Origin of the sequence: Affinundibacterium baiyunense (assembly GCF_018139645.1) — a bacterium.
Lineage (GTDB): Bacteria > Pseudomonadota > Gammaproteobacteria > Burkholderiales > Burkholderiaceae_D > Undibacterium > Undibacterium baiyunense.
Map to the genome: position 1 here is coordinate 116,135 of NZ_JAGSPM010000006.1, position 25,907 is coordinate 142,041.

The following is a 25,907-nucleotide window of genomic DNA, read 5'->3' on the forward strand; positions in this document are numbered from 1 at the left end:
TATGTCAAAAAGTTTTGTAACAAGACTAGCGAAAAAAGTCGCTCGCTCGCATAATCGTTAGCTTGCATTATTCGCCATTTGCTTTACAATCGGGCGACTAATTTTCGCCCCCATTTTCAATAATAAATTAATAAAAATAAAAGAAGTGGGTTTGCAAACAAGCTATTTGGTGCCAGATTTCATGATCTGACAGCGAAATATCAATTTTAACTTATTGCATGCGTTTATCCGATAAATTCCGTCAATTAGCTGCAACTACGCAAGTTAAAGTCAAATCCCTGATTGAAGTCAGCATTGCGAATGCACGTGGTATGCGTGCGTCGCGTGTGATTCCTTTTACAGGCTTGTTCTTTGCCGTATGTGCAGTGGGTGCGGTCGGTGTTGCTCCATTGGCACCAGACGCTTCCAATCTTCCCGTCAAGACGGTGACGCAAGACTTGGTGTTGCCATCTTTAGATGAGCAAATTTCTAAAATCGTGTTGCAGCAACAGCACTATGTCAAAGAAGAAAAAATCCAACGTGGCGACACCTTGGCTTCTTTGTTGCAGCGCCTAGGTGTTGATGATGTCAATGCAGCGAATTTTTTAAAGACCGATCCGGTTGCGCGTGGCGTGTTGCAAGCACGTGCGGGCAAATCGATTCGCGTAAAGACCACCGATGAAGGTACCTTAGAGTGGTTGCGCGTGGGGTTGGATGGCAACGATAACGCTGCTAAGACTTTGCTCGTATCTCGACGTGATCAAAATGGATTTCAAGCTGCTGAAGTGAATGAACAACTTGAACGTCGTATTGAAATGCGCTCAGGTGATATTCAATCTTCCTTGTTCGTTGCAACGGATAAGGCATTGATTCCAGCAGCGATTGCTGATCAAATTGTGAAGATGTTTGAAACAAGTATCGACTTCCGTCGTCTGCAACGTGGAGATTATTTCAACGTTGTGTACGAAACCTTCTGGCTCAATGGCGAATTAGTGAAGACCGGACGTTTGTTGTCTGGTGAATTTAAAAATTCAGGTAAATTGTCGCAAGCAGTTTGGTTTGATGAAGGTGCTGGTGAAGGTGGTTACTATAGCTTTGATGGCAAATCATTGAAAAAAGCATTCTTAAAATCGCCACTCGAATTCTCTCGGGTATCTTCCGGTTTTTCTATGCGTGTGCATCCAATCTCAGGTAAGTGGAAACGTCATACTGGCATCGATTTCGCTGCTGCAACTGGAACACCAATCCGCGCATCGGCGGATGGCACCATCGAACACGCTGGACCACAAGGTGGTTATGGCAATATGGTGATCATTAAGCATTGGAATGGCTACAGCACTGCTTATGCACACATGAGTCGTTTTGCACCGGGCGCTCGCAAAGGCACGCGAGTCACACAAGGTCAAGTAATTGGTTATGTTGGCTCTACCGGCTGGTCAACTGGACCGCATTTGCATTATGAGTTCCGCGTTAACAATGAGCCGCGTGATCCAAATACCATTAGCGTGCAAAGTGCAGCGGCATTGGCGGCGCACGAGTTGCCAAAATTTAGAGCTGTTGCTGCCGAAATGGCACACCGCTTTGATTTATTGCGACCAGAAAGAAATTCTGCAACTTTGGTCGCGGCACGTTAAGTTATAACTTGCATGTCAACGAAGCCGAACCTAGTTCGGCTTTTTTGTTGTGAACATCTAATTTGAGCGAATGCTTATGCAAGAAAAATCGAGTTGCTATATTGGCCTCATGTCGGGAACGAGCTTGGATGGTGTTGATGGCGTGTTGGTCTCGTTTTCAGAAGACCAGGGCGCAACTTTGCATTTGCATGCCAGTGCGCATGTGCCGTTTTCTATCGAGTTGAAGCGGCAGGCGATGCAATTGCAGCAGGCTGGCGAAAATGAGATTGAACGCGAAGCTTTATTAGCAAATCAATTGGTAAGGATTTACGCTGACTGTGTACACGCGTTATGTCGCCAGTGCCCAGAAGTGTTCGTGCAAGCGATTGGTGTGCATGGGCAAACTATTCGGCATCGACCTGATTTGGGATTTACTAGACAAACGAATAATCCCGCACTGTTAGCGGAGTTGACTGGAATTGATGTCATCGCTGATTTTCGTAGTCGCGACATCGCGGCGGGTGGGCAGGGCGCGCCCTTGGTTCCGGCATTTCATCGCGCGATGTTTGCCAAAGAGGGCGAGTGCCGTGTGGTATTAAACATCGGTGGCATTAGTAATATCAGCGCACTGCATGCAGATGGCCGCACTATAGGATTTGATACTGGCCCAGGTAATCTGTTAATGGATGCTTGGATACATCAACATCATGGACTTGCTTACGATGTCGATGGTGCGTGGGCTGCTCAAGGACAAACGCATGACGCTTTGCTTGCGAGTTTGTGTGATGAAGATTTCTTTAAGATGCCACCACCAAAAAGCACCGGAAGAGATCTTTTCCATTCGTCTTGGCTGCAAGCCAAGTTGGCGCAGTTTGCCACATTAAGCCCAGTCGATGTGCAAGCCAGTTTGTGTAGTTTCACTGCTGCGACGATCAGCGATGCGATTGCGCAATTCGCGCCAGACTGTCAGGCAGTCTATGTGTGTGGCGGTGGTGCTTATAATCAAACTCTGATGCAACAACTTGCCGATCGCATGCCATGCAGACAGATTGACACCACCGATAGTTTGGGGATTGCTGCGAATCATGTAGAGGCAATTGCGTTTGCTTGGCTCGCACAACGATTTGTGCAAAGAAAGACGGCTAACTTGAGCGAAGTAACCGCAGCACGTGGCGCACGAATTCTCGGCGCTTTATATCCAGCTTAATTTTATTAAGAGACGATGAATCAGAATATGACAAGCAAGTTCCTTTATATCGCCGACCCGATGTGCTCTTGGTGCTATGGATTTAGTTTGGAGTTGCAAAAATTTTTAGCCGATATGCCAGACGCTGAATTAGATATTGTGCTGGGTGGCTTACGCGCATATAACACGCAAAAAATGGATGCAGACCAGCGCGATATGATTTTGTCGCATTGGGAAAAAGTACAGCAAGTGAGCGGATTACCGTTTGATATGACAGGCTTGAATAAGCCCAATTTTATCTACGATACAGAACCCGCATGTCGTGCCGTCGTCGCTGCGAAAATGCTGACGCAAGATATGCCAACAAAAATCAATTTCGCTGTGTTTCAAGCAATTCAGCATGCCTTTTATGCTGAGGGAAAGAATGTTACTCAAGAAACTCTGTTAGCAGAGATCGCGGTCGAAGCGCTCAACCGATTCGAGCAAGCGGAAGTTTTTGATTACGATAGTTTCTTAGAGACGCTCTCTTCAGCAGAGTGTAAAGATGAAACACGACTGCATTTTCAACAAATTCAACAATGGGGCGTGCGTGGCTTTCCAGTTCTATTGCTCGTTAGAGAAGATGGCTTGCACATGCTCAGTTCTGGCTACGCAAAGGCTGAAGTGATTTCTAAAAATTTCAAAGAAGTTTTACAGGGTCTAAGCTAGATTGATTAAAAAATATGCAGAAAAATATTAAACAAAATAAAACTTGTCTGATGTATAATATTGCTTCATATTTTTTGAAAACTATATCTAGAAAGATCGGAAATTCTCTAATGAAAAAGACAGCTTTATTCACTTCTTTATTCGCCGTATTTGCTCTGTCCGGCTGCGCATCTATTTTGAATGACAAGACACAAGCAATTAATGTTTCTGCATCAAATGGCAAAGAAATCAGCGGCACGATTGATGGTGCGACATTTAAAGCACCAGGAATTGTGAATGTCACACGCGAAAACAAAAATAAGATGGTATTGGTTTCAACCGAAGGTTGTGCAAAAGAAACTTCAGTAGAGAAATCTGTTGATCCAAAGTTCTTTATTAACATTCTCAGCGGCGGTGCGTTCGGCTCTACAACAGACTATTCCACAGAAAAAATGTGGCGTTATTCAGAGAACGTTGTTGTTTCATGCAAATAATTCGCGTTCCCGTTAGCAAAAAAAGCGGCTCTCTAGCCGCTTTTTTTTCATTACGTTTTCTAATTTCCTTTTGTTTGGGATGCTGGTGTAGTCAAGCTCTTCCTGCCGTAGCGCAGCATCAGTCACAAGAAAACTTGTACAAATATTTGGAACTCGCGCAGCAAAAGAATTTGGCGAGACATCCTGTGTGGTCAGGCCTGCTGCACGTAAGCAATGGTCGACCCAATATTCATAGCCGTCAATTTTTATTAACAGCAGATTCCTTTTCCTTGGTTGCAGAATTAAATGCAACGCTAAAAATACTCTACAGTGGCGAGGTGAATCAGCAATGTCGTTTCCCAGCGCGTTATTTGTGGTTGCGTCAGCAGCTCGATCTACCCGAACTGTCATTGCAAGATTGTACGGAGTTTCAAGAGTTTAAAACGCGTGCGCCAGCAACAGAAATTAGTCTTGCATTTGCTTCTGAAAATTTGGCTCAGCCTTCGAGTATGATGGGGCATATCTTTTTGAAGTTGCGTGGACTTGATTCGAATGGTAATCCTCTTGAACATGCGATCTCATTTTTTACTGACGCAGGCGGGATCAATATCCCCAGGTTGTTTTATGAAAGCATGGTCGTTGGTAAAACTGGTTACTTCAGTTTATCTCCATATCAAGAGAAGATCGCACTCTATTTGGGCGAAGAGCAACGTAGTATTTGGGAATATTCTCTAAAATTGAGCGATTTTCAAAAGGAATTGATACAGGCGCATTTAATTGAATTGCGTCAGACCGATTTGGTTTACTTTTTTCAGAAATATAACTGTGCCACAGTCATTGATTTTGTACTGTCATTGGCCGCAACTGAGTCATTAAACAATACCGGATTTTGGTTAACGCCCAAAGACGTGGTGAAACGTGCTGAAAAATTAAATCTAATTGAACAAAGCCGCTTGATTTCACCCAATCGATGGTTGATTCGGGCATTACGTGAGCAACTACCTTCTGATCAAAGTAAGGCAATTCAAGAAGATATTGATGCCCTGCGCCTGCCCGAGGTAACTCAGTTGGAACCGAATCAAGCCTTCCTGCAGTTGCAATTGGCGAAAGCTTATCTTGCTTATCAAACAGAGACCGCAACGCCTCAAGACAAGCGAGTTGGAGTGCAAAGCAATTCACTCAAGTCAAAGATTTCACACGAATTGCAGGAGAAATATCCAAGTCACGTTCTGCAAGTACTGGAACAGAAAAATCCGATAGAGTCACCTCAAGACTCGCAGATCGCGATTGGCTTAACGCGACGTAATGAGCAAAATTACTTGCGTATGAGTTTAACTCCAGCTTCGCACCAGCTTGATGATGATAATCGTCAGTATTTTAGCGAAACTGAGTTACTGTTGTTTGATGTGTCGATACTTAAAGATCTTCGCAGCAGACAAATACTGCTCGATCAGTTCACCGTTTATTCTGCAAAATCATTGATTCCTTATGATGCAATGAGTGGAGGTATTTCTGGAACGTTTCGCATAGGGGTTGCACCTCAATATGACGCACAATTGCGTTCTCATAAAGCAGCATTTATCGAAGGTGGGCTTGGTATAACGCATCGTGCAGGTCATGATTTGGATAGTTTTGCACTTCTTGGACTTGGTGTGCGTTGGCAATCAGGGCGGGCACAATTGTATACTCAGCCAGAAATAGGCTTTATATTGCGTGAAGTATTTGATATGAAATCACGGATTTCTGTCGTAATGAAATCGGATCTGGCTGGGAATGGGCAATCTCATATGCATTTTCGTTTTGTTCAGTCTAAATATTTCAAATCTAAAGACGTTTCTTTACACTTGAGCATTGATCGTATTCGTTCCCGTGAAAAAACACTGTCGCAATTTGAATTTAGCTTAAAAAAGATGTTCTAGTTGTTGCGCTTGTTCCTAATAAAATCGAAGATAATGAGCGAGCTATCAACTTGCTTTAACTTAAACAATCTAATCCTATGCCTTCATTAACTTCCCGATTGCAAATTGCGCCGCAGGGGCCGGAATTTTCTCGTATTGTTTTAGGCTTGTGGCGTTTATCTGCTTGGCAAATGACGCCTGTCGAGCGCGTCGCTTTTCTACATGCTGCTTTAGATCTTGGCATTACGACGATAGACCAAGCCGATATTTATGGCGACTATACAAGCGAACTTTTGCTGGGCGAAGCATTTGCTTTGGAACCGCAATTGCGGCAGCAGTTTCAGATTGTGACGAAATGCGGGATTCAATTTCCTTCACCGCAGAGGCCGCATCAACGTGCGCATATTTATAATACGACTGCTGCACATATTATCGCCTCGGCAGAGAATTCTTTGCGTAGCATGCGCCTCGAGAAAATTGACTTGCTCTTGATTCATCGTCCTGATCCATTGATGGATGCGGATGAAATCGCAGATGCATTTTCGCAATTGAAGCAAGCGGGCAAAGTCAGTCATTTTGGGGTCTCCAATTTTTCCCCGGCACAGTTTGAATTACTTGCATCGCGTTTTCCTCTCGTTACTAATCAAGTGGAATGCTCTTTGCTGCATCACGCGCCTATCTATGATGGAACCTTTGATCAGTGCCAACGACTTCGTATGTCGCCGATGATTTGGTCAGCGCTCGCTGGTGGACGATTGTTTAGCGAGCAAAGCGAGCAAACGCAAAAACTACAAGCGCAGTTGGATCGTATTGCCAGTGAATTGGGCGTTACTGCTGCATGTGTTGCAATCGCATGGATTTTACAATTACCTTCTCGCCCTATGGTATTAACCGGCTCTAGCCGAGTAAAAGTATTGGCGGAAGCGGTGCAGGCCTTGAATTGTTCTTTGAGTCGTGAACAGTGGTTTGACTTGTGGCGAGCCGCTACCGGGACAGAATTGCCTTAAAAATTAGTGTGGGCTTTCGATCTGAATTATTAAAAAATACTTTTCAGCAAGAATAAAACAGCGTATAAAAGAAAACTCGCTGGCTACGATTTTGTCATCGTGATTATTTAATGTGGATGCAATGTTGACGCGAATCGCATCGAAGAGAGATAAATCGGTGACGCTTGTTCGATGCAACTGGTATGGCAGTTAAGTCTATATCTATGGGGCAATAATTGAAGATTGTTCGTCCGTATTTACGTCGCTTTTTGCGCGCTCAACGTCTGCCCGCAAGAGATCTCCAATTTTGGCGAGATCAAATGCTTAACGCCATTCTCTCCGTTGCATTGGTGCTAGGAACGCTGACGGCTATTCCTAGTGTTCTCATGGCGATCCGCGATTCGCTCTATTCCATCGTTTTGATTGATGTGTTGGCAATTAGCTGGTTATTTGTTTTATGGCGAGGTCATTTCCTTAGTTTTAGCGCCAAGAGCTGGAATTTTTTATTCATCGTTTATGGTGTTGGAGTCTTTTTTCTATTTAAAGTTGGCCCGGTCAGTCAGATATATCTAATGGCGGTACCTGTTCTAACCGCACTGCTGCTAGGTTTGCGCTCCGCTGTTTTTGTCTTGGTTCTAAATGCGGTAACGTTGATTTCAGTCGGGTACGCATTTGATATCGATTTGCAGTTTGATCGTTACCACGACCAGCCATTTTTACGCTGGATTATCATCACGCTCAATTTCACCTTTATTAGCTCGGTGATCACGGTTTCATGTGCGGTTTTATTGCGCCGCCTTGAAGAATCATTACGTAAGCAATTGCAAATTAGTTTGTCTTTGCAAGAAGAGCAAAATTCGTTGAAGAAGGCGAACGAAGAATTGCGATTGATTTCAGCGGCGGTCGAAAATTTGAACGATATGGTGATGATTACGGACAATAATTTGCAAGAAGATGGTCCGCATTTGGTGTTTGTGAATAAGGCTTTCGAGCGTAGCACTGGTTATAGTCGCGCAGAGGCGATTGGGCGTAATTTAGAAATGTTGTACGGCCCCAATTCAGACATTCACGAAGTACATCGAATTCGTTCGGCAATGAGCACGCGTCACGCGATTCGTTCAGAAATCATTAGCTATACAAAATCGCAAGAAGAATTTTGGTTGGAGGTTGATATTCGTCCGATCAATGATCAGCAGGGGAAGTGCACACATTATGTTGCGATTGAACGGGATATTACAGATCGGAAAAAGGCTGAGTTAGATATCTATCGGTTGGCATTTTTTGATGTGTTAACTGGTCTTCCGAATCGGCGCTTACTACGCGATCGCATGGGAGTGCAACTCGCCAATGCGCAACGAACTGGTAACTACAGCGCGGTCTTGTTTATCGATTTGGATCACTTTAAAACGATCAACGATGCGCGCGGGCACGCAACTGGTGATTTGCTGTTAGTCGAAGTGGCAAGTCGATTAAATCAATTATTGCGAGAAGTCGATACGGTGGCGCGTATCGGTGGTGATGAGTTTGTTGTGTTGGTTGATAGTCTTGATCCGCATATTGAAGTAGCTGGGAAACTGGCATTAACCATTGCGGAAAAAATTCGCCATGCGCTTTCTCAAGATTTCATCTTGAATGGACAAGTATATAGTTCAAGTTGCAGTATCGGTGTTAGCTTGATGCCTAAAGCAGTACAGAAAGCAGATGATCTATTGCGAGAGTCAGATACCGCGATGTATCGAGCTAAATCTGCTGGTCGCAATCAAATTGCCTTCTTTGAAGGAAATATGCAAATCGAGGTCGAACAACGTTTGACACTTGAACGCGATCTGGCAAAAGCCTTGGAGCAAAATGAATTGCAGATGGTGATGCAAGCTCAGGTCAATAAAGACGCGCAAGCAGTTGGCGCAGAGTTATTAATGCGCTGGAATAGTAAGACACGCGGCATGGTTTCACCAGCCTTATTTATCCCTTTGGCGGAAGAGTCGGGCTTGATTGTCAAAATTGGTGATTGGGTTTTGTCGGAAGCTTGCACCATATTGAAACGGTTGCACGCAAACGGCTTTCAATTTCCGCTATCGATCAATGTCAGCCCTAAGCAATTTCGGCAAAAGGATTTTGTCGAAAAAGTACGTTCAATTTTAGAGCAGCATCAGGTCAGTGGTGAATATTTAATATTTGAGGTGACCGAAGGATTGTTCATTGATAATTTGCCCGAAACTATCTCACGTATGAATATTCTGGCGGATTTAGGGATACGTTTTTCGATTGATGATTTTGGTACTGGTTATTCGAGTTTGAATTACTTAAAACGTTTGCCTTTGTATGAATTGAAGATCGATAAAAGTTTTGTGCAAGATGTCCCTGGTGATGCGAACGGTATGGCGATCGTTGTCTCAATCTTATCGATGGCAAAACAATTCGGCTTAAAAGTGGTTGCTGAAGGCGTCGAAACGATCGAACAAGCAAATTACTTGATCGAGAATGATTGTGATTCTATGCAAGGTTTCCTGTACTCACGACCAACCGCGCCCGATGTTTGGATTGCGAATCAAGTACCGTCTGCAGCATAAGTGAAATTACCAATGGCTATCGTGGACACTTAGCAGAAGTGAACCGTCGCTGAAGAACGCAAGTATAATTCGAGCTCAATTAGCTGGTGGCTGGTATTACTTGTTATTTATTCGCGCTTAAGAGATTTATGATGATCGCATCTTCAACCAATCAAAACAAACAAGCTGGGTCGTTTAAACTTGGTATCGTTGTTGGCGTAGTCTTATTGCTTGTTTCCATATTTGCCTACCAATCATTTAATAGCAAGCAGGCTGCACCTAAGTTAGATTTCACCAACATTCAAGGTAAAACACTGACCCAGCAGTCCTTGCAAGGCAAAGTGTACATGGTCAACTTCTGGGCAACTTCGTGTGCTACCTGCATTAAAGAAATGCCACAGATGATCGCTAGTTATGAAAAATACCGTTCACAAGGGCTAGAGTTTTTTGCAGTAGCGATGAGCTATGATCCGCCAAACTACGTTTTAAATTTCACCGAAACCAGAAAGTTGCCATTTCAAGTTGTACTCGATCATCAAGGCAAAATTGCTCAGGCTTATGGTGACGTCAAATTAACACCAACAACCTTTGTGATTGATAAGCAAGGAAATATTGTTAAGCGATATGTAGGTGAACCTTCATTTGACGAATTAAATCAATTACTTGCAAAAGAACTCGCGAAGTCTTGATTTGATTTCGGCTCGTTGATTTGATTTATCTTTGTTTTTTCTCGTGATAATGGATCAACAAATCACAAGAAAGTCTATTGAAAAGCTCCTCTAAATTGAAAAAAATTGTTCGTCCAAACCCACAGTTTGGCGCAGTTTTGCTAATTATTTAGGCAGCTTTTCAGGTAGAATAGCGCTTCCTCGAAATTCCTCCGATTCTCCCAAGGTTCTACATCGTGCACATTGGCTCCTATCAGCTGAAGAATAATATTTTTGTCGCGCCCATGGCGGGTGTGACGGATAGGCCATTTCGTCAATTGTGCAAAGACTTGGGTGCAGGCTATGCCGTATCAGAAATGGCGGCATCAAATCCTAAATTGTGGGAAACCGAGAAGTCCACGCGCCGAACCAATCACGAAGGTGAGATGGAACCCAAAGCAGTGCAGATCGCAGGAGCTGATCCCAAGATGCTGGCGGAATGCGCCAAATACAATGTCGATAAAGGCGCGCAAATTATCGATATCAATATGGGCTGCCCAGTCAAAAAAGTCTGTAATGCTTGGTGTGGTTCGGCTTTGCTACAAGATGAAAAACTGGTCGGTGAGATTTTGGATGCGGTAGTTGCGGCGGTAGATGTGCCAGTGACTTTGAAGTTTCGCACCGGTTGGGATAGAGCGAATAAAAATGCTTTGCAAATTGCGCGTATTGCCGAATCGGCCGGGATTGCGATGTTGACTTTGCACGGACGCACACGTGCCGATGGCTACAAGGGTGATGCGGAATACGAGACCATTGCCGCGGTGAAGGCGCAAGCACGTATCCCAGTAGTGGCGAATGGTGATATTACGACACCTGAAAAAGCTAAGTACGTGTTGGAAGTCACTGGTGCCGATGCCATCATGATCGGTCGCGCGGCGCAAGGACGGCCATGGATTTTTAGAGAAATCGATCATTACTTAAAGACGGGCACGTATTTACCCGCGCCTTTGGTATCGGAAGTCAAGGCTTTGTTAGACCGTCATTTGCGCGAGCACTATGCGTTTTATGGCGAGTTTATGGGCGTGCGTACCGCGCGCAAACACATAGGTTGGTATGTGGAAGATTTGGTGGATGGCGAAGCCTTTCGCCAGCAAATGAATAAGTTGGAAACTTGTGAGGAACAATTGGCGGCGGTCAACATGTTTTTTGATAGTCGACCGACAGAACGGTTACAATACCGCCCCTCCGAGATAAATACGAACGATGAATTAGCGCAGGCCTTAGCTGCTTAAGCTTTTCTCTTTGTTTTTGTTGTGACGATTTTGGTGGAAGTTTTATTTAGTTTAACCCTTGAATTCACGACGGTTTTATCGTCAGTCGAATTCATTAATAAGAAGAAAATTCAGTATGAGTAAAGAAAGCATTCAAGAAGCAGTTCACAAAAATCTGGAAAAATATTTCCGTGATTTGGGAGAACAACCTGCTTCGAATATTTACGATATGGTGGTGTTGGCGGTTGAAAAACCGATGTTGGAAATGGTCATGACACGTACCGATAGCAATCAATCTCAGGCTGCAGACATGCTCGGTATTAATCGTAATACTTTGCGTAAAAAATTGCAGCAACACGGTCTTCTTTAATTTTATTTCAATCTCTATAATCTCTTTGTCATGATCAAACAAGCTCTCCTGTCCGTATCGGACAAAACTGGTGTTCTCGAATTTGCCCGTGAACTTAATGCCATGGGCATCAAACTATTGTCCACAGGCGGTACAGCAAAACTCTTGGCTGACAACGGTTTGCCAGTGACTGAAGTCGCTGATTACACAGGTTTTCCAGAGATGCTCGATGGTCGTGTCAAGACTTTGCATCCGAAAGTACATGGCGGCATTTTGGCGCGTCGTGATTTTCCTGAACACCAAGCGGCCTTAGAAAAACACGGTATTCCAACGATAGATATGGTGGTCGTCAATCTCTATCCATTCCAAGCTACTGTGGCGAAAGCAGAATGCTCTTTGGAAGACGCGATTGAAAACATTGATATCGGCGGCCCAACCATGTTGCGCTCATCTGCGAAAAATCATAAAGACGTAGTCGTGATTTGTGATCCTAGTGATTACGTAACTGTCTTAGCTGAAATGAAGGCGGGTAATAATATGGTGTCGTATGACACCAAGTTTATGCTCTCGAAAAAAGTATTTGCGCACACTGCACAATACGATGGCGCGATCACTAATTATTTGACCAGTTTGGGTGAAGATAAAGCGCACACAACACGCAGTGCGTATCCACAAACTTTGAATATGCATTTCGAAAAAGTGCAAGAAATGCGCTACGGTGAAAACCCACATCAATCTGCTTCTTTCTACCGTGATCTGGCGCCAGTCGCAGGTGCATTGGCGAACTATGTGCAATTGCAAGGCAAGGAACTGTCTTACAACAACATCGCTGATGCGGATGCAGCATGGGAATGCGTCAAGTCTTTCGACACAGGCGCGTGCGTGATCGTCAAGCATGCGAATCCATGTGGCGTAGCAATCGGCGCTACTGCGTTGGAAGCCTATAGCAAAGCACTGCAAACCGATCCAACTTCCGCGTTTGGTGGCATCATCGCGTTTAACACAGTATGTGATGGCGCAGCAGCAGAAGCAGTTGCAAAACAATTCGTCGAAGTCTTGATTGCCCCTTCATTCACAGCGGAAGCAAAACAAATTTTCGCCGCGAAACAAAACGTACGTTTGCTCGAAATTCCATTGGGCGCAGGCGTGAATCAATACGACGTCAAACGCGTTGGCGGTGGCTTGTTAGTGCAAGCGCCAGATGCGAAAAATGTCTTGCCAGCCGATGTACGCGTCGTCAGCAAATTGCAACCGACACCGCAACAAATGGCCGACATGATGTTCGCATGGCGCGTCGCAAAATATGTCAAATCGAATGCGATTGTGTTCTGCGGTAACGGCATGACTTTGGGTGTGGGCGCAGGTCAAATGAGTCGTATCGATTCCGCTCGTATCGCGTCGATCAAAGCACAAAATGCGGGTTTAACGCTGCAAGGTTCCGCAGTTGCTTCTGACGCCTTCTTCCCGTTCCGTGATGGTCTCGATGTCGTCGTCGATGCAGGCGCAACTTGCGTGATTCATCCAGGTGGTTCTATGCGCGATCAAGAAGTGATCGATGCTGCGGATGAGCGTGGTGTGGTGATGTTGTATACGGGCGTGCGTCACTTCCGTCATTAAAAGAATGCGCCCATAATCAAATTCTCGGGCGCATTTCAGCGATGCAAATACTCGCAATACCGACGTATTGCTGTGTTTTGCGCCTTGAACTGCATCCCGATAATTTAATTCTAGGCGCATCCTTTGCACTAAGACTCGTTCAAAAAAATTCCAATGAAAATCCTAGGCATAGACCCCGGCTTACGCACCACAGGTTTTGGTGTCATCTATAAGCAGGGTAGTAAGCTCACCTACATCGCCTCAGGTACCATTAAAACAGTCGAAGGCACTTTGCCAGAGCGTTTGAAAACCATCCTCTCTGGCGTTACCGAAATCATTCAAACCTACCAACCCGATTGCGCCGCAATTGAAAAGGTGTTCGTTAACGTCAATCCTCAATCTACGCTTTTACTTGGTCAAGCGCGTGGCGCTGCGATCTGTGCTTTGGTGCAAGCTGAACTTCTAGTCGCTGAGTACACTGCGCTACAAGTGAAGCAAGGTGTTGTTGGTCACGGTAAAGCTAAAAAAGAACAAGTGCAAGATATGGTGCAGCGTTTGTTGTCTTTATCTGGAGCGCCCAGTAGTGACGCTGCTGATGCATTGGGTGTGGCGATTTGCCATGCGCATAGTGGGGATACTTTGAAGACGCTTGGTGCTATTGCACCTGAGTTGGCTAAGAAGGGTTTGCGGGTTCGGGCGGGGAGGTTGATTGGGTGACTTTTGAAATGCCGATTTCTGTTCTGTAGCCACTGAATTTGATTGAAAATGAAATAAAGACGTGAACGTTTCATCGCATCTAAATATACGTGGTAATTAGTTTGTGGTTCATTTTGTAGTTCGCGGGTTGGGTGTGGCCCGACGGCCACTTACTTTCTTTGCTTCGCCAAAGAAAGTAAGCAAAGAAAGGCGACCACGCTGCCACTGCCCTTCGGGTTCCCAATTGTGCAAGACAAAAAATGGGAAATCTTCGAAACTCGCTTCGCTCAAACAACGAAGCTTTCTTTATCCATTTTCTGTCTTGCACAATTGGCAGTGTCAGAAGTGGATGAAGATCAAAAACAAAATCAAAAGCAAGATCAAAAGCAAGATCAAAAGCAAGATCAAAAGCAACGACTTATTATAGCCAGTAGAACAATATGCGTTCATCGAGACTAGTTGTTGGTGTTGCCGTTGTTTTTGACTTTGCTTTTGACCTACCCCCGTTCGAGACGATGTAATTTGTGCGTCACAGAAAATGGATAAGAAAGTGTTGTTGTTTGAGCCAAAGGCGAGTTTCAACACTTTCCCATTTTTTTTGTGATGCACAAATTATGCTGAAGCGAAGCGTAAGCACCCCGCAGGGGCGAGTCTACGGTCGCCTTTTTTGGATTACCTTTTTTGGCCAAGCAAAAAAGGTAATTGGCTGTCGGGCCACACCCGACCAGCAAACGTTCAGTTGAGCTAATCAGTGGTAAGAGTTGAAATCAACAATTCAACAACTCAACAAAAACATCACCACCACAAGACTTCAAGAATAGTTTACTATCACTGCTTATTTATACAGTACGAAAGCCCAGCATGATAGGTCGCATTGCCGGAATCCTGATCGAAAAGAATCCACCACAAATCTTGGTTGATTGCCAAGGTGTTGGCTATGAAATCGACGTCCCCATGAGCACGTTCTACAATTTGCCAGCAATCGGCGAGAAGGTAGCTTTGCTGACACATTTGGCGATTCGCGAAGATGCGCATGTGTTGTTTGGTTTTGGTACTGCCGAAGAGCGCTCAACTTTCAAACAGTTAATCAAAATAAGTGGCGTCGGTGCACGCACCGCTTTATCCATTTTGTCGGGAATGTCGGTGGCCGATTTGTCGCAGGCAATTACTTTGCAAGAAGCAGGGCGCTTAACGCGAGTCCCGGGGATAGGTAAAAAGACCGCAGAGCGTTTGTTGTTAGAGCTTAAAGGTAAGCTGGGCGCTGATTTGGGTGCGGCCGGTGTGGCTGCCGCTGCGGGCGATCATAGCTCGGATATTTTGAATGCCTTATTGGCGCTTGGTTATTCTGATAAAGAAGCCTTGGCCGCATTGAAATTGGTGCCAGCAGGATCAGGTGTTTCGGATGGCATCAAGGCCGCTTTGAAAGCTTTGTCGAAGAGCTAAATACAAGTAGAACCATATGAGCATACAAACTGACAATCTCACCTCGCAACTTGTTGATACGCGCATTATCGCGGCAACGCCGTCCTCTCCCAATGAAGAGGCGATTGAGCGCGCTTTGCGCCCTAAGCAACTTGATGAATATGTAGGTCAAGAAAAAATCCGCGATCAGCTAGAGATTTTTATCGGTGCTGCGCGTCAGCGAAAAGAAGCACTCGATCATACTTTGTTATTCGGTCCACCTGGTTTGGGGAAGACCACCTTGGCACATATTATTGCGCGCGAGATGGGAGTGAATTTGCGTCAAACATCGGGTCCCGTGTTGGAGCGCGCGGGTGATTTGGCAGCTTTGTTGACGAACTTAGAAGCGAATGATGTGCTGTTCATTGACGAAATCCATCGCTTGTCGCCTGTAGTGGAAGAAATTTTATATCCTGCTTTAGAAGACTACCAAATTGACATTATGATCGGTGAAGGGCCTGCAGCGCGTTCAGTCAAACTTGATTTGCAACCTTTTACTTTGGTGGGTGCGACTACGCGCGCTGGGATGTTAACCAATCCTTTGCGAGATCGCTTTGGGATCGTGGCACGTTTGGAGTTTTATACTTCGGAAGAGTTAAGCCGCATCGTGACCCGTTCTGCGTCCTTACTTGAAGTACCGATCAAAGATGATGGTGCATTTGAAATTGCCAAGCGTGCGCGCGGTACACCGCGGATTGCCAATCGCTTGTTACGTCGCGTGCGCGATTATGCGCAAGTCAAAGGCAATGGCGAAATTACCAAAGCCATGGCGGATGCTGCTCTAAAAATGCTGGATGTCGACGCAGTTGGTTTTGATTTGATGGACAGAAAATTACTGGAAGCGATCTTGTTCAAGTTTGGTGGTGGCCCAGTCGGTTTAGACAATGTCGCAGCAGCCATCGGCGAAGAGCGCGATACGATCGAGGATGTACTAGAGCCGTATCTGATTCAACAAGGTTACTTGCAACGCACACCACGCGGGCGTATCGCGACTGCCAGTGCCTATGAGCATTTTGGTTTGACTGCGCCGCGCACGAATCCGAATGGCGACTTGTGGGGAGCTTAGTGAGGGGGCAGATTTTCTCTACACAGTGCCAGTTTACCCATGGGTAGTTATTCTATGCTATTAAATTTTATTGCAGATAGGGGGAGTATACAGATTGAATTAGCATTGAAAGCAATAAGGGTATCTGTGTGTTTGTTGTGAATTTGTGGATTGAAATTTTCCAATTCACACACTTGTTGCTCTGAATTGATATCCCAAATATTCGTACCCGCATCCGTCACTACATACAAGTTTCTGCCATTCGAAAATAGGTAATTGCATTTGTTTTTGTTTGCAAAGGGTATGCTTTTTTCGATTGTAGTCTGCGAGTTACTAAGTCCATAAATCGCTACTCCAGAATCTTGTCTCATTTCCATTTCCTCGTCTTTGTCCCAAGTGGGTATTCCCCACATTGCGATTCGTTGATCATCGATCCAACATGCAGGAAGGTTCCAATTGTCACCAAGCGGAAAATCGATGATTGAGTTGCCGTCTTCGCTTTCCCAAGGATAGGTAGTTAGCCACTGCTTGATTGACCAAGTTCGTGGCACTGATAATGGATGCCAGACCCAACCATCGTCGAATAGTTGATTGTTGTTAGGGCTGGGGATTATCTTCCCATGAAAGTAGTCGAGATAATGTTCCGGTCTTTTTTCTTGAGAGCCATAAGGCGCTATCAATCGATTTGTAATGATTTCCCCGCTGGCTGGATCAGTCACATCAAGTCGATTCCAATCCGTTCGATGGATAAATAAATTTCGTCCTTCGAAATGAATAAAGCATGCACTGAAAGGCACGGTCTCTTCGTAGTAGTTGCCACCATTGAGATGCGTGATTATCCTCCCGCAACTTGTTTCTATCAGCAATCCAATCTGGCCGTGGTCAATAACAACTGCCGCACATTTACCGTCAAAGGATGAGCACAGTCTAAATTTTGAAATGCCAAAATGTTCATGGTCATTTGAATGATCTATTTCTGGCAAGACGATTTCGCATAATTTTGTCTGTACACCAGTATCCAAGTTTAGCCCATATAACTCACCTAGTATTGTCAAGACAAGCAAATCGCCATAGTCCGCTTGAACTGCATTGGCATCCGCGATGGGCGCGTAGTCCCATTTGATTTTTTGGGGAGTATCAAGTTTTTGCTGATCTTTTGAGTTCATCATTTTTATTAATTTATTTTTTTAATTTATGCATTCTTGGGATTGTAAGTCGAGCCATAAAATTAATGCTAGTGCGAAGAGAATCAATTTGCTAGAAGTGTATGTTCATCTCGCAGTCATTTATGTATGTATTGACATGAATACATTGTATTAATTTCGATACGATCTATCTTCTTATTATTATTCATATATAGAACAAGGGTCTCTAGAGGAATATCTTTTTTCTTGTATTTATTTCGATACAGTCTATTCTGTTAAAATTGTCGCGTGTATTGCTAAGTCCTTGATTTCGCAGCTTGTGTAGCGATTGAAAAACTTGGCATGGCAATTGCTATTTCACTGCAGTTAATGATTTTTTGAGGTTGCTATGCTGCAAAGTATGCTGCAAGAAGCAGGACGCGCTGGGGCGTTACTGACGATCGATTTGCGTGCGCTTCGTGCGAATTACCGTTATTTGCAAGGGCGCTTGGGGAAGGCTGCCTGCGGTGCTGCGGTGAAAGCGGATGCTTATGGTTTGGGTGCGATTCCTGTCTCTAAAGCTTTGGTGGATGAAGGTTGTCGACATTTGTTTGTCGCGCAACTGGAAGAAGCGATCAGTTTGCGCGCGCACATTCCGCACGACGTGGCGATTTATGTCATGCACGGCTCGCCGGTGGGTTACGAAGCGGAGTTCATCGAATATGCTTGCACGCCCGTTTTAAATAGCCTCGACCAAATCGCTGCATGGCGCAAGCTTGCGCAGGAACGCCAAGAAAATTTGCCAGCGGTGATTCAAATTGATACCGGCATGGCGCGCATGGGTTTGTCGCAAGCGGAACTCATCACTTGGCTGAACGATTTTAGTATTACTGATGGGATTGACGTGCATTACGCCATGAGTCATTTAGCCTGCGCAGAAGATCAACTTGATCCTATGAATCAAATGCAGTTGAAGGGCTTTCAACATTTGTTGGCACAACTGCGGCAGCATTATCTCGGCTTGAAAGCGAGTTTTTCGAATTCCTCTGGCATCTTCTTGGGAACGGATTTTCATTTCGATTTGGCGCGTCCGGGCGCCGCTTTGTACGGTGTAGCACCCGTTGCAGGACAGGCTAGCCCTATGCATTCGGTAGTGCAGTTGCAAGGTCGAATTATTCAAACACGCGAAATTCCTATGGGCGCGAGTGTCGGTTACAGTAAAACATGGCGTGCTACGCAACCTTCTAAGATCGCAACAGTATCTGTTGGTTACGCCGATGGTTGGCTGCGGAGTTTAAGCAATTGCGGTGTTGCGCATATCGCTGGCGTGGAAGTGCCTATGGTGGGGAATGTGTCGATGGATACGATCACCTTGAACGTGAGTCATGTCGATCCACAACTTCTATATCCGGGCGCTTTAGTGGATTTGATTTGTCCAAATAACACGGTGGATCAGGTTGCGAAACGCGCCGGCACCATCGGTTATGAAATCTTAACCAGCTTAGGCCCGCGCTACCAACGTCACTACATCGACGCTTGATCCCATTACCGAATTCACGAAAATAATTGATACAGGAATATACACATGAAAATAGTCATCTTGGGAGCAGGCGTTATCGGTACCTCCACCGCGTATTATCTCGCCAAAGCGGGCCACGAAGTGACCGTGATTGAGCGTCAGAGCGGTGCGGCCTTGGAAACGAGTTTTGCGAATGCGGGTGAAGTCTCACCCGGTTATTCCGCACCATGGGCCGGTCCTGGTGTGCCGATGAAGGCGATCAAATGGCTGATGATGGAACATAGTCCATTGGCGATTCGTCCGAGCACAGATCCTGCGATGTGGCGCTGGGTGTTTCAGATGTTGATGAACTGCACGACCAAGCGTTATGAGATCAATAAAGGCCGTATGTTGCGCATGGCGCAGTACAGCCGCGATGTCTTGCAACAATTGCGTGAAGATACCGGCATTTCTTACGATGAACGTACACAAGGAACTTTGCAGCTATTCCGCAATCAACAGCAACTCGATGGTTCACAAGCCGATATCGATATCCTGAAACGCTATGGCGTGCCGTACGAATCCTTGAGTGGCGATGAATGCTTGCGCGTTGAGCCTGCATTAAAAAATGTGCGTGAAAAATTTGTCGGTGCTTTGCGTTTGCCGGGTGATGAAACCGGTGACTGCTTCAAATTCACGCAGAATTTGGCGAAGTTGGCAGAAGGTTTGGGCGTTAAATTTGAGTATGGCGTCAGCATAGAACGCATCATTGCTGAGGGTGATCAAATCAAGAGTGTGCAAACCTCCAAAGGCCAATTTACTGCGGATAAATTTGTATTGGCATTGGGTAGCTACTCGCCAATTTTGTTGCGCGAATTAGGTATTAAGATTCCGGTGTATCCGATCAAGGGTTATTCGATCACAGTGCCAATTACTGATGCTGCGGGCGCGCCAGAATCGACGGTCATGGATGAAACTTACAAGGTTGCGATCACGCGCTTAGGCGATCGTATTCGCGTTGGCGGTACGGCTGAAATCACAGGCTACGATTTGCGTTTGCGCGAATCGCGTCGCAAGACTTTGGTGTATTCAGTCACAGATCTATTTCCGCATGGTGGCGATGTTAGCAAAGCCGAATTCTGGACGGGTTTGCGTCCGATGACGCCGGATGGCACTCCAATTGTAGGCCCAACGCCTTATCGCAATTTATTCCTGAATACCGGTCACGGTACTTTGGGATGGACCATGTCTTGTGGTTCAGGCCAATTCCTTGCGGATTTAATTTCCGGCAAAAAGCCAGCAATCTCAACCGAGGGCTTGTACATGGATCGCTATGGCAGCATGAATCGCCCAATTGCGATTTAAGATGAAATTCAAAATCCCTCATTGTCTTGGCATTGGGGGATTTAGTTTTTTAATGAAAACTGTAACAAGAAAGTCTAAACATGCGCGTCAATATTCCCTTTGAAGATCGAGTCGGTATCGCTCACGAGATTCTCGCGGTATTGGCGCGTCAGGGTTTGAATGTGCAAGCGGTGGAGGTCGATCCGCCGAATATTTATATTGACATTCCCGAGTTAAAGCAAAGCATGCTCGCCAGCTTACAAGCTGATTGCGATCAGGTCGCGGGTGTCGGAACGATAGAAGTTGTTGATATTTTGCCGGGTATGCGTCGCAGTCTCAATCTCGATACTATTATGGCGGTGATGGAAGACCCAGTGCTGGCGATTGATGCTTTAGGTCGTATCGTGATCGCCAATGCCGCCGCAGCGGAAGTGGCGCGCTGTACGGAAAAAGAGCTCTGCCAAAAATCCTTATATCAAGTGCTGCAAGATAGCACGATCCAACACGAATTAATTGCCAACGAATTTTGTGCGCCGACACGCGAAGTCTTGTTGAACGGTGAACCTTTTATGATGGACGTCACGCCCGTGTTTGAGCCATTATCAGCAGGCACAGCAAGCGATGGCAAGGCCGTTGGTGCGCTCCTGACACTGACCGCACCGAAACGCATAGGTGAGCGTTTGCATGCGATTTCACGCGCCGAGATTGGTGGTTTTGAAGCGATCATCGGTGACTCTGAACAAATTCGGGTATTGAAAAAACGCGCAGCGCGGGTTGCTGTAGTGGATGCGCCTTTGTTGATCACGGGCGAAACGGGAACGGGTAAAGAGTTACTGGCGCAAGCGTGTCATGGGGTGAGCGCGCGCAGCAACGCACCGTTTCTCGAATTGAACTGTGCCGCCTTGCCTGAGAGTCTCGCCGAGAGTGAATTGTTTGGTTATATGGCGGGCGCTTTTACCGGCGCGAATCGCGGCGGTAAGCCAGGCTTATTTGAAATGGCCGATGGTGGCACGGTCTTTCTGGATGAAGTTGGTGAGATGTCGCTGTATTTGCAAGCGAAGTTGCTGCGCTTTTTAAACGATGGGAAATTCCGTCGTATTGGCGGTGACAAAGAAATTCAAGTCGATGTACGCATCATCAGCGCTACCCATAGAAATCTACGCAAGATGGTGCAAGAAGGTAGTTTCCGTGAAGATTTGTTTTATCGTTTGAATGTTCTGCATTTGGAAATGCCACCATTGCGTGAACGCGCTGATGATATTTTGTTATTGGCGCGACACTTCATTGAACGCGCTTGTACGCAAGCACAAAAGCCGGTCTCGCGTCTCAATCAAGCAGCGACGACCGCGATGCTGAATAATCGCTGGCCGGGCAATGTAAGACAGTTGCAGAATGTAGTTTTTCGCGCGATTACGATGTCTGACCAACGTGTTTTGGATGCTGCCGATTTGGATTGGGCGGAAGATTCTATGCAGGCAGATACGGTTGTTTTTGAAGAAGCCGAAACCTGGGAGGCTTCCGTCAATCAATTTGAATCAGCTTTGCTCAGTAAGCTTTATCAAGAATTTCCATCTAGCCGAAAATTAGCCGCTAGATTAGACACCTCTCATTCCATGATCGCAGCCAAATTGCGTAAGCACGGGATTCCTAAGAAGTAATCGCCACCTTGTGTTTGTATGTTTTAATTGAGACTGCCGAGATCGGGAGCATCAGGATGATTAGGATCTTCTGGTAAATTCACTGCGGGGATCGTGTATTTTTCCTCGGCCCACGCACCGAGATCAATTTGCTTGCAGCGATCGGAACAAAACGGGCGATAGGTGTTCGCCGGTTCCCAAGTGACTTTAGCCCCACAAGTGGGGCAAGATACAACAGTTGCCATAGCTAGGATATTTGGTAATTAGAAATTGCAGAGAGTGAGATCAAACGGAACGTCACCTTCGAATGGCTTCGGTTTCATATCGCCATCTTGCGACATGATACGTATCCACAGCATGTATTTATTCGCTGAAATTTCAGGAATCGCGCCCATGCCTTGATCGATGGAGACGCGTAACAATTGATACACCTTACCCTGCAACATTTGTTGGTAACTGCCTGCTTGTGCAATTACTTTGGTGGTGCCGCCAGATTCACGCAATAAACGCAGTACGACATTAATTGCATCGAACAAGGGCGCGATCGGAGCGAACCAAGCTGAAATATCGGCATAGCGCTTCTCTGCTGGCAGTTTTTTCCAAGCGTGATAACTCGGCAAATCAAATTCACAAGCACCACCAGGAATGATGGTGCGGCCGCGTATGCTCATCAACCATTCATTATCTCGAATATGTTGACCTGTTTTTCCGGTCGACCCCATTAAAGTAGCGCTAGCTCTTTCAACATCATTGATGACTTGATCGAGCATATCCGCTTGTACATTGGGATTGGATTTAAAGCCAATTAGGGTATTTTTCTGTCTATCTAATTCTTGCAGAAGATCGGATTTTAAGTCAGCACGGCCTGCCACTTCGAGCATCTCAAATATGGTGGCAATCGCGACGTGATGTTGCAGCGGATCGGACTGGTGCAAGAAAAACGAAAACTTTTCGTACAGGTCTTCTAACCGCAATAACGTGCGAATACGCTCGTTGAAAGGGTATTCGTAAACAATCAAAATAAATTCCCTGTAAATATGGTGCTCATGTGGTGCGCAATTAGTTTCACGTGATTCTGAACCAAGCTGACGAAAATTACAAACATTGCGTGCGTTTGTTTAGCCTAGTTCACAAAATTTTAGGTATTTTTGATGCAGTTGCTCTACTTGCTGTTTCAATGAACTGAAATTCTGTTCTGAATTAATCACATCATCCGCATGTTGCAAGCGTTGTTCTCTTGTTGCTTGTGCTCGCATGATAGCCAAAACTTGTTCACGATTAAAGTGATTGCGTTGCATTACACGAGAAATTTGCGTCTCTTCTTGGCAATCGACAACAGCGATTTTCGTTACTCTTTGCGCCCAAGTGCCAGATTCAATCAGCAGGGGAACAACAAACATTACATATGAACCTTGTACTTGACGCGCAGCTTCTTCGCAAGCAGTACGAATTTGAGGATGGAGGATGTGCTCTAAGCGTTGCTTTGCCGCTGGATTGTCAAATACAAATTCACGCATTTTTTGCCGATTCATGGCGCCATCTTCGCTAATAAAATCGTCGCCAAACTCTTTTTGAATCGCAGGTATGGCCTCACCACCAGGCAGTGTCAAGTTGTGTGCAATGATGTCTGTGTCTATGATGCTGACACCCAACTCTGCAAAAAAATTGGCGACTGTCGTCTTGCCGCTACCGATTCCACCAGTTAAGCCTACGCTGAAGAAATCAACATTGTTAGATGCGATTAACGAGGTCGTTGACATCTCAATAGAACAAACCTAAATATTGGCTATTGATATTTTGTCCCCATAGCAAGGCGATTAGCCCAGCAATCGCAAGATAAGGGCCAAATGGAATAGGTTTGCCTTTACCCAGTCTGCCTAAAACCATCATGGAGATACCAATCACAGCACCAACCGCGGAAGACAGTAAGATGATTAAAGGTAGCATGCTCCAGCCCATCCAAGCGCCAAGCGCCGCTAGTAATTTGAAATCACCATAACCCATGCCTTCTTTACCCGTGAGGAGTTTAAATGCCCAGTACACTGACCATAGAGATAAATAACCCGCAACTGCGCCAATGACGGCAGTCTCAAGTGAAGTAAATGTACCGTGCAAGTTTAGTAGTAATCCTAGCCAAACTAGCGGCAAAGTGAGGTCGTCAGGAAGAAGTTGAGTATCGGCATCAATAAAAGTCATCGCGATTAAAAACCAGACAAATACCACAGCACCTAAGCCAGCAATACCACTGCCAAAATGCCAGATCATAAAGCCGCTAAGTATTCCCGTAATCGCTTCCACGATCGGGTAGCGTACAGATATTGGCGCTTTGCAGCCGCGACATTTACCGCCTATGACTAAATAGCTGATGACCGGGATGTTTTCCAAGGCCGTGATTTGGTGTTGGCAATGCGGACAGGCTGATCGTGGAACAATTAAGTTGTAACGAGAAGTGTGTACCGGTTCTTTACCTGACTCCGTAGCGACGTAGTTATCGGATTCTCTCTGCATCATAATCGGTAAACGATGAATGACAACATTGAGGAAGCTGCCGATGAGAAGCCCCAAAATTCCAAATAAGATTGTTGCTAGCAGATTTTCTGGTGCGACAAATAAAACTAAATCTTGCATTAGACCACCGAACCAAGTTTAAAGATTGGTAAATACATGGCAACAACCAAGCCACCGATGATGACACCCAGAATAGCCATAATCATTGGTTCCATTAGGGCGGATAAGTTAGCGACTGCCTCATCAACTTCTTCTTCATAAAAATCGGCTACTTTGCCCAACATTCCATCTAAAGCACCTGATTCTTCACCAATTGCAACCATTTGTGTCACCATGCTAGGGAACACGCCAGCATTTTGCATTGCGACTGTCAAACTAGTACCAGTTGTCACCTCAGTTTGAATTTTAATTGTGGCGTCGAGATAAACCGCGTTACCAGATGCGCCACCCACAGAATCTAAAGCCTCGACTAAAGGCACACCTGCAGCAAACATCGTTGCTAATGTGCGCGTCCAGCGTGCTATCGTTGCTTTACGAATCACTGCTCCAAAAATTGGTGCTTGAAGCAACATTCTGTCCATAAAGCGTTGCATTTCCAATGAGCGCTTCCAAGACTGAAAGAAAAAATAGAGTGCCCCGAAAATGCCGCCAAAAATCAGATACCAATTAGCTACAACAAAATCAGAAATAGCCATAACTAACAGAGTGGGACCGGGTAAATCTGCTCCAAAGCTTTTAAATACTTCTTTAAATGCTGGCACGACCCAAATCATAATGACGGCAGTCACAATAAATGCAATCGAAAGAATCGCGATAGGATAAGTGAGTGCAGATTTAATCTTAGCTTTAATTGCTAATGTTTTTTCTTTGTAAACCGCTAGGCGCGTTAATAAATCTTCCAAAATACCCGCTTGTTCACCAGCCCCGACCAAATTACAAAATAAGGGATCAAAATAAAGCGGGTACTTGCGGAAAGCTTGATTTAAGCTAGTACCAGTTTCGATATCTGCGCGAATATCAAGCAATAACTTGGAGACAGAAGGGTTGGCATGGCCTTTGCCCACAATATCAAATGATTGAAGCAAAGGGACGCCAGCCTTCATCATCGTTGCCAATTGACGAGTGAACAAAGTGATGTCCTTGTCAGTGATTTTTTGACCTGAGCTATAACTTTTCTTTTTGACTTTGGTCACCATCACGCCTTGACGACGTAGCGTGGCGCTAACAATTGCTTCGCCGCCTGCGCGCAATTCACCTTTGACGGTTTTACCTTGCTTGTCTTTACCTTCCCAAGAATAGAGATTCTCTTTGACTTGCGAAGATTTGCCGCCTTTACTTGCTGATGTTGCCATCTCGGATT

Annotated in this window: 24 protein-coding genes; 18 read left to right on the top strand and 6 right to left on the bottom strand. The window is 45.4% G+C overall.

The window, feature by feature from the left end:
* Nucleotides 1-218 precede the first annotated feature (218 nt).
* The 15 genes from KDM92_RS11245 to ruvB all read left to right on the top strand — a co-directional run bounded on the left by KDM92_RS11245 (nucleotide 219) and on the right by ruvB (nucleotide 16,457).
* Nucleotides 219-1,613, top strand: coding sequence for a M23 family metallopeptidase (locus KDM92_RS11245; protein ID WP_212684481.1), 1,395 nt, complete (start codon nucleotides 219-221; stop codon nucleotides 1,611-1,613).
* Between the two features lie 76 nt (nucleotides 1,614-1,689).
* A complete protein-coding gene (locus tag KDM92_RS11250; protein WP_212684482.1) occupies nucleotides 1,690-2,799 on the top strand; it encodes an anhydro-N-acetylmuramic acid kinase in 1,110 nt (369 codons plus the stop codon).
* Nucleotides 2,800-2,814: 15 nt separating this feature from the next.
* Entirely contained in the window at nucleotides 2,815-3,486 is a 672-nt protein-coding gene (locus KDM92_RS11255) for a DsbA family protein (RefSeq protein WP_230408305.1), read from the top strand.
* Nucleotides 3,487-3,596: 110 nt separating this feature from the next.
* Entirely contained in the window at nucleotides 3,597-3,959 is a 363-nt protein-coding gene (locus KDM92_RS11260) for a hypothetical protein (protein WP_212684483.1), read from the top strand.
* A gap of 134 nt (nucleotides 3,960-4,093) precedes the next feature.
* Nucleotides 4,094-5,857 carry a lipoprotein N-acyltransferase Lnb domain-containing protein gene (locus tag KDM92_RS11265; RefSeq protein WP_212684484.1) on the top strand — a complete coding sequence of 588 codons (1,764 nt, stop codon included), beginning with the start codon at nucleotides 4,094-4,096 and terminating at the stop codon, nucleotides 5,855-5,857.
* Between the two features lie 77 nt (nucleotides 5,858-5,934).
* Entirely contained in the window at nucleotides 5,935-6,843 is a 909-nt protein-coding gene (locus KDM92_RS11270) for an aldo/keto reductase (protein ID WP_212684485.1), read from the top strand.
* 248 nt (nucleotides 6,844-7,091) lie between these two features.
* The gene (locus KDM92_RS11275; RefSeq protein ID WP_329603156.1) at nucleotides 7,092-9,392 is read left to right on the top strand and encodes an EAL domain-containing protein; all 2,301 of its coding nucleotides are present in this window, start codon (nucleotides 7,092-7,094) and stop codon (nucleotides 9,390-9,392) included.
* 131 nt (nucleotides 9,393-9,523) lie between these two features.
* Complete coding sequence (locus tag KDM92_RS11280) at nucleotides 9,524-10,060, top strand: TlpA family protein disulfide reductase (RefSeq protein WP_212684683.1); 537 nt, start codon at nucleotides 9,524-9,526, stop codon at nucleotides 10,058-10,060.
* Nucleotides 10,061-10,275: 215 nt separating this feature from the next.
* On the top strand, nucleotides 10,276-11,310 hold the full coding sequence (gene dusB, locus KDM92_RS11285) for a tRNA dihydrouridine synthase DusB (protein ID WP_212684487.1): 1,035 nt from the start codon (nucleotides 10,276-10,278) through the stop codon (nucleotides 11,308-11,310).
* Between the two features lie 115 nt (nucleotides 11,311-11,425).
* Nucleotides 11,426-11,659: a helix-turn-helix domain-containing protein gene (locus tag KDM92_RS11290; RefSeq protein ID WP_186892113.1), complete on the top strand. Its 234-nt coding sequence runs from the start codon at nucleotides 11,426-11,428 to the stop codon at nucleotides 11,657-11,659.
* Between the two features lie 30 nt (nucleotides 11,660-11,689).
* A complete protein-coding gene (gene purH, locus KDM92_RS11295) occupies nucleotides 11,690-13,255 on the top strand; it encodes a bifunctional phosphoribosylaminoimidazolecarboxamide formyltransferase/IMP cyclohydrolase (protein WP_212684489.1) in 1,566 nt (521 codons plus the stop codon).
* A gap of 153 nt (nucleotides 13,256-13,408) precedes the next feature.
* Nucleotides 13,409-13,951, top strand: coding sequence for a crossover junction endodeoxyribonuclease RuvC (gene ruvC / locus KDM92_RS11300; protein WP_212684490.1), 543 nt, complete (start codon nucleotides 13,409-13,411; stop codon nucleotides 13,949-13,951).
* A 225-nt stretch (nucleotides 13,952-14,176) separates the two neighbouring features.
* Nucleotides 14,177-14,389 (top strand): hypothetical protein, encoded by a 213-nt coding sequence (locus KDM92_RS11305; protein WP_212684492.1) that lies wholly within the window; start codon nucleotides 14,177-14,179, stop codon nucleotides 14,387-14,389.
* A 402-nt stretch (nucleotides 14,390-14,791) separates the two neighbouring features.
* Nucleotides 14,792-15,373, top strand: a complete 582-nt coding sequence (gene ruvA / locus KDM92_RS11310; RefSeq protein ID WP_212684494.1) for a Holliday junction branch migration protein RuvA — start codon at nucleotides 14,792-14,794, stop codon at nucleotides 15,371-15,373.
* Between the two features lie 16 nt (nucleotides 15,374-15,389).
* Nucleotides 15,390-16,457, top strand: a complete 1,068-nt coding sequence (gene ruvB, locus KDM92_RS11315; protein ID WP_212684496.1) for a Holliday junction branch migration DNA helicase RuvB — start codon at nucleotides 15,390-15,392, stop codon at nucleotides 16,455-16,457.
* Between the two features lie 47 nt (nucleotides 16,458-16,504).
* Here the strand turns inward: ruvB and KDM92_RS11320 are convergent, their stop codons facing one another.
* A complete protein-coding gene (locus KDM92_RS11320; protein ID WP_212684498.1) occupies nucleotides 16,505-17,605 on the bottom strand; it encodes a hypothetical protein in 1,101 nt (366 codons plus the stop codon).
* Nucleotides 17,606-17,969: 364 nt separating this feature from the next.
* On the opposite strand from KDM92_RS11320, the gene alr reads away from it, so the two are divergent.
* The 3 genes from alr to KDM92_RS11335 all read left to right on the top strand — a co-directional run bounded on the left by alr (nucleotide 17,970) and on the right by KDM92_RS11335 (nucleotide 22,060).
* Nucleotides 17,970-19,100 carry an alanine racemase gene (alr, locus tag KDM92_RS11325; protein ID WP_230408306.1) on the top strand — a complete coding sequence of 377 codons (1,131 nt, stop codon included), beginning with the start codon at nucleotides 17,970-17,972 and terminating at the stop codon, nucleotides 19,098-19,100.
* A 45-nt stretch (nucleotides 19,101-19,145) separates the two neighbouring features.
* Complete coding sequence (locus tag KDM92_RS11330; protein WP_212684500.1) at nucleotides 19,146-20,423, top strand: D-amino acid dehydrogenase; 1,278 nt, start codon at nucleotides 19,146-19,148, stop codon at nucleotides 20,421-20,423.
* Nucleotides 20,424-20,503: 80 nt separating this feature from the next.
* Nucleotides 20,504-22,060 (top strand): sigma-54-dependent transcriptional regulator, encoded by a 1,557-nt coding sequence (locus tag KDM92_RS11335; protein WP_212684502.1) that lies wholly within the window; start codon nucleotides 20,504-20,506, stop codon nucleotides 22,058-22,060.
* 23 nt (nucleotides 22,061-22,083) lie between these two features.
* On the opposite strand, the gene KDM92_RS11340 is transcribed toward KDM92_RS11335, so the two are convergent.
* From KDM92_RS11340 to KDM92_RS11360, 5 genes are all read right to left on the bottom strand, one after another.
* Complete coding sequence (locus KDM92_RS11340; protein ID WP_212684504.1) at nucleotides 22,084-22,284, bottom strand: DNA gyrase inhibitor YacG; 201 nt, start codon at nucleotides 22,282-22,284, stop codon at nucleotides 22,084-22,086.
* An 18-nt stretch (nucleotides 22,285-22,302) separates the two neighbouring features.
* Nucleotides 22,303-23,058: a cell division protein ZapD gene (gene zapD, locus KDM92_RS11345; protein ID WP_212684506.1), complete on the bottom strand. Its 756-nt coding sequence runs from the start codon at nucleotides 23,056-23,058 to the stop codon at nucleotides 22,303-22,305.
* A gap of 99 nt (nucleotides 23,059-23,157) precedes the next feature.
* On the bottom strand, nucleotides 23,158-23,799 hold the full coding sequence (coaE, locus tag KDM92_RS11350; RefSeq protein ID WP_212684507.1) for a dephospho-CoA kinase: 642 nt from the start codon (nucleotides 23,797-23,799) through the stop codon (nucleotides 23,158-23,160).
* A 1-nt stretch (nucleotide 23,800) separates the two neighbouring features.
* Entirely contained in the window at nucleotides 23,801-24,667 is an 867-nt protein-coding gene (locus tag KDM92_RS11355) for a prepilin peptidase (protein WP_212684508.1), read from the bottom strand.
* Nucleotides 24,667-25,899: a type II secretion system F family protein gene (locus KDM92_RS11360; RefSeq protein WP_212684509.1), complete on the bottom strand. Its 1,233-nt coding sequence runs from the start codon at nucleotides 25,897-25,899 to the stop codon at nucleotides 24,667-24,669. The genes KDM92_RS11355 and KDM92_RS11360 overlap by 1 nt, the downstream gene beginning before the upstream one ends.
* Nucleotides 25,900-25,907: the final 8 nt, after the last annotated feature.

Coding starts and splice junctions, on each gene's coding strand:
- KDM92_RS11335 (WP_212684502.1), top strand. CDS start 20,504: ATGCGCGTCAATATTCCCTTTGAAGATCGAGTCGGTATCGCTCACGAG.
- purH (WP_212684489.1), top strand. CDS start 11,690: ATGATCAAACAAGCTCTCCTGTCCGTATCGGACAAAACTGGTGTTCTC.
- coaE (WP_212684507.1), bottom strand. CDS start 23,799: ATGTCAACGACCTCGTTAATCGCATCTAACAATGTTGATTTCTTCAGC.
- ruvB (WP_212684496.1), top strand. CDS start 15,390: ATGAGCATACAAACTGACAATCTCACCTCGCAACTTGTTGATACGCGC.
- alr (WP_230408306.1), top strand. CDS start 17,970: ATGCTGCAAAGTATGCTGCAAGAAGCAGGACGCGCTGGGGCGTTACTG.
- KDM92_RS11320 (WP_212684498.1), bottom strand. CDS start 17,605: ATGATGAACTCAAAAGATCAGCAAAAACTTGATACTCCCCAAAAAATC.
- KDM92_RS11255 (WP_230408305.1), top strand. CDS start 2,815: ATGAATCAGAATATGACAAGCAAGTTCCTTTATATCGCCGACCCGATG.
- KDM92_RS11360 (WP_212684509.1), bottom strand. CDS start 25,899: ATGGCAACATCAGCAAGTAAAGGCGGCAAATCTTCGCAAGTCAAAGAG.
- ruvA (WP_212684494.1), top strand. CDS start 14,792: ATGATAGGTCGCATTGCCGGAATCCTGATCGAAAAGAATCCACCACAA.
- KDM92_RS11355 (WP_212684508.1), bottom strand. CDS start 24,667: ATGCAAGATTTAGTTTTATTTGTCGCACCAGAAAATCTGCTAGCAACA.
- KDM92_RS11270 (WP_212684485.1), top strand. CDS start 5,935: ATGCCTTCATTAACTTCCCGATTGCAAATTGCGCCGCAGGGGCCGGAA.
- KDM92_RS11330 (WP_212684500.1), top strand. CDS start 19,146: ATGAAAATAGTCATCTTGGGAGCAGGCGTTATCGGTACCTCCACCGCG.
- KDM92_RS11245 (WP_212684481.1), top strand. CDS start 219: ATGCGTTTATCCGATAAATTCCGTCAATTAGCTGCAACTACGCAAGTT.
- KDM92_RS11290 (WP_186892113.1), top strand. CDS start 11,426: ATGAGTAAAGAAAGCATTCAAGAAGCAGTTCACAAAAATCTGGAAAAA.
- KDM92_RS11340 (WP_212684504.1), bottom strand. CDS start 22,284: ATGGCAACTGTTGTATCTTGCCCCACTTGTGGGGCTAAAGTCACTTGG.
- KDM92_RS11260 (WP_212684483.1), top strand. CDS start 3,597: ATGAAAAAGACAGCTTTATTCACTTCTTTATTCGCCGTATTTGCTCTG.
- ruvC (WP_212684490.1), top strand. CDS start 13,409: ATGAAAATCCTAGGCATAGACCCCGGCTTACGCACCACAGGTTTTGGT.
- KDM92_RS11250 (WP_212684482.1), top strand. CDS start 1,690: ATGCAAGAAAAATCGAGTTGCTATATTGGCCTCATGTCGGGAACGAGC.
- KDM92_RS11280 (WP_212684683.1), top strand. CDS start 9,524: ATGATCGCATCTTCAACCAATCAAAACAAACAAGCTGGGTCGTTTAAA.